Raw genomic sequence first — 2,948 nt, 5'->3', positions numbered from 1 at the left:
CGAACGCTACGATTGCGGTCGACGACCGACAGGCTCTCCCCAGGCCCCAGGAAATTGTGGATTAGCCATCGCTCGCGGCCGTCGATCGCGAACATGAGACCGCAACTTCGAGGGTTGATGCAGTCGATTGCCCAGGCTGGTCCCGGCATCATGTCAAGCAATTTCGGCGCAAGAATGTAGGTCGACTGCGTCTGCACCACGGCGGCATCACCGCTCAGCCTGGAGCATATCCTGCGCCGTGTTTCCGAATGTGCACCGTCGCAACCGACCAGGTAGCGGGCAAAGACTTTATAAGACTGACTGCTGTCGAGGTCCCTTGCCATCGCCATGACGCCGTTCTCGTTCTGCTCGAAGCCGATCACAGGCGCGCGGCTCAGGATGCGCAGATTGGGAATCGCTGCCGCGCATGCGAACAGCACGGGTTCGAGATAGATTTGATTAATCCGATGCGGCGGCTCGGGCGTTGGCCACCAAGTATCTGGGCCGCCTTTCGCCCGGTAGCGTTCGGCCCGACAGGGAATCGGGATGCGCCCGAGCTCGATTCCGGTTGCCGTCGTTCTGAAGGCGACGTCGTTGGGATAGTCGGCGGGCAGGCCAGCATCGCGCACGGCACCCACCACGCCAAGGCGACGGAAGATCTCCATCGTGCGTGCGCTGACGTGGTTGCATCTCACGCTAGGCGCCTCGCCAGCAGCGCGCGTTTCGGCGATGGTTACGCCGATGCCACGTCGAGCGAGGTCCATGGCCAACGTCAACCCGACCGGCCCGCCGCCGACAACTAACACATCGGTATTGATTCGACTGACCATGGGCGCACCCAGCAGGGAACAGAGCGCAACGCCATTGATGCGGACATCCCAAGCATTGAAGTGCCAATCGGTCGCTTGACTCAAGCCCAAATTCTCCGGTTTCAGGTAGCCCGCAACCGGTTGCGGCAGGGCAGCCAGTGCAATCGCCATCCATCCGCACAAATGAGCATGAAAGAGCACCGGGCGCCGCACTATCCAAAAAACGAAGGAGTTAGCCAATAAACGCATAGAGTTTCTCGGCCTCAACGTCGGCGCCCGGCGCACTGCCATTGACAGCGGGAATTGCTACTCCTAGGCTTTGGCGCAGTTTGGAGGCTGGCATGAACACGACGCCCGCCGCTTTTCAAGCACATCCGGACAACGCTGGCACGATTGGTGAGGCGGATCTGTTACCGCGTCACCCAATCTTCCGTACCCGTGATCTGGAACACGCAAGGAAGCATCTCGGGGGCGTGTTTGTCGAGAACAGCTTGGCTTATTTGCCGCGGGAACGCGGCCTCGATTTTCGACACCGTCAGGCCAAGCTAGGCCCTATAACGGTCAATTCGATGCAATATGGGGCTGGCATCATGGTCACCGCCCCTGAGTTTGGTGACTTTTACCTTCTCCAATTTACGCTTGTTGGTAGATGTGAATTCCGGCAAGGCCGGACGTGCTTGGCCATTCCCGCCGGATCCGTCGCTGTCATCAATCCGTTCCGAGCCTTCGAAAAGGCTTGGTTACCTGGGACGCGCCAGCTATTGATACGGATTGACCGGCGACTGATGGAACGCGAATTCCAGGCCTGGACCGGTTCCGACAAGACAGAGCCGATTGAATTCGACCTAACGCCAGTGGAAAGCACGACGAAAGTTGGGACGCTCACGAGCTACGTTCGAATGCTCTGTCATGATCTCAGCAATGCGTCGTCCCACCTGGAGCACCCGCTCGTCCGCGATCGCATCTCGTCAGCATTGGTATCGACTCTGCTGGTCTCGATGCCGCACAACAGAGGATGTGCCTTAGAGGCCGCGACAAAGTCGATTGCGCCATTCTTTGTGCGGCGCGCCGAGCGCTTTATCGAGGAAAATGCGCAACACGCGATAGGCCTCGAAGATTTGGCCGGCGTAGCAGGTGTCAGCACGAGAGCGTTGCAAATGGGGTTTCGTCGCTTTCGGAACACGACACCAATGGCATATTTGCGAGCGACCCGATTGGAGTTGGCACGAAGCGAACTGGCCGATGCGGGACGAAAGGGCGGCTCGGTCACCGGAGTCGCAAATACCTGCGGGATCGGGCACCTGAGTCGGTTCGCAGACGACTACCAAGCCCGCTTCGGCGAATCACCTTCCCAAACGCTTCGCCGCGGCAGCATTGGACGCCCACGGTGATATTCCGTGGCCCTTTAGCGGTATGACGTGCCCCTTCTCTGAACGTGAGGGGTGCGATTGCGGTGGGGCCTGACGCTTGATCAGATTGAGAGCTATTGTTGCGGGTCGCCGCAGCAAACAATGCACTCGGTGGTCGACTGGAGAAGGCGCGGCGCGCGAAAGCGGATCATTGTTGGGCCGGCCGGCGGCGCGGACGAACGTAGCCGCGCATTGAGCCGTCGCTTGCAATAACGCGATGACACGGGATCGATGGGTCGTAATTCGTGCGCATTATGGCACCAACCGCGCGTGCAGCTTTCGGATTGCCGGCTTTAGCAGCGACAGCTTTGTACGTCATGGTCTTCCCCTTTGGGATCTTGCGTACGATGTCGCGGACCTTATCTGAAAACGTTTTCATAGGCCGAGTGTAGCACGTTTCTCAGAAGGTTTTCGCCTTTTTTACTTTCGATTGGAACGAGCGCGTCGCGTTGGCACGGAAGATTCGACCGGACGTGCCGGTGTTAGTTTCGAAGTGCGCGCCGCCGTCTTAACGTTGTGGGCAGCTATTGGCCCTGAGCGTACGTGACCTGCACCGATGGCTGCGACCGCTCCCGCGCGCATTCCGGACCTGCGGCTTGGCCTCCAATCGCGTGGCCGAGGATCACTAGCGAAGTCCTAAATGGGTCAATGAACTAAACCGCTCGCGGTAGGGCGCTGCGGCACGGGGCACGAGCTATCCTCAACGCGATAATGCGTCGACGCCTTGTTTGATACCGAGCGAGATGGATAT

At 59.2% G+C, this 2,948-nt stretch carries 3 protein-coding genes; 1 reads left to right on the top strand and 2 read right to left on the bottom strand.

Annotated features, from left to right (window positions below; translation table 11 throughout):
• On the bottom strand, positions 1-1,079 hold a 1,079-nt coding region (locus tag VEJ16_10745; GenBank protein ID HYB10139.1), incomplete at its 3' end, for an FAD-dependent oxidoreductase.
• 50 nt (positions 1,080-1,129) lie between these two features.
• On the opposite strand from VEJ16_10745, the gene VEJ16_10740 reads away from it, so the two are divergent.
• The gene (locus tag VEJ16_10740; protein ID HYB10138.1) at positions 1,130-2,179 is read left to right on the top strand and encodes an AraC family transcriptional regulator; all 1,050 of its coding nucleotides are present in this window, start codon (positions 1,130-1,132) and stop codon (positions 2,177-2,179) included.
• A gap of 166 nt (positions 2,180-2,345) precedes the next feature.
• On the opposite strand, the gene VEJ16_10735 is transcribed toward VEJ16_10740, so the two are convergent.
• Positions 2,346-2,576 (bottom strand): MGMT family protein, encoded by a 231-nt coding sequence (locus VEJ16_10735; protein ID HYB10137.1) that lies wholly within the window; start codon positions 2,574-2,576, stop codon positions 2,346-2,348.
• Between the last annotated feature and the right edge of the window lie 372 nt (positions 2,577-2,948).

Source organism: Alphaproteobacteria bacterium (assembly GCA_035625915.1).
In the GTDB taxonomy this organism is placed as follows: domain Bacteria; phylum Pseudomonadota; class Alphaproteobacteria; order JACZXZ01; family JACZXZ01; genus DATDHA01.
This window is presented reverse-complemented; position numbering and strand designations above follow the sequence as displayed.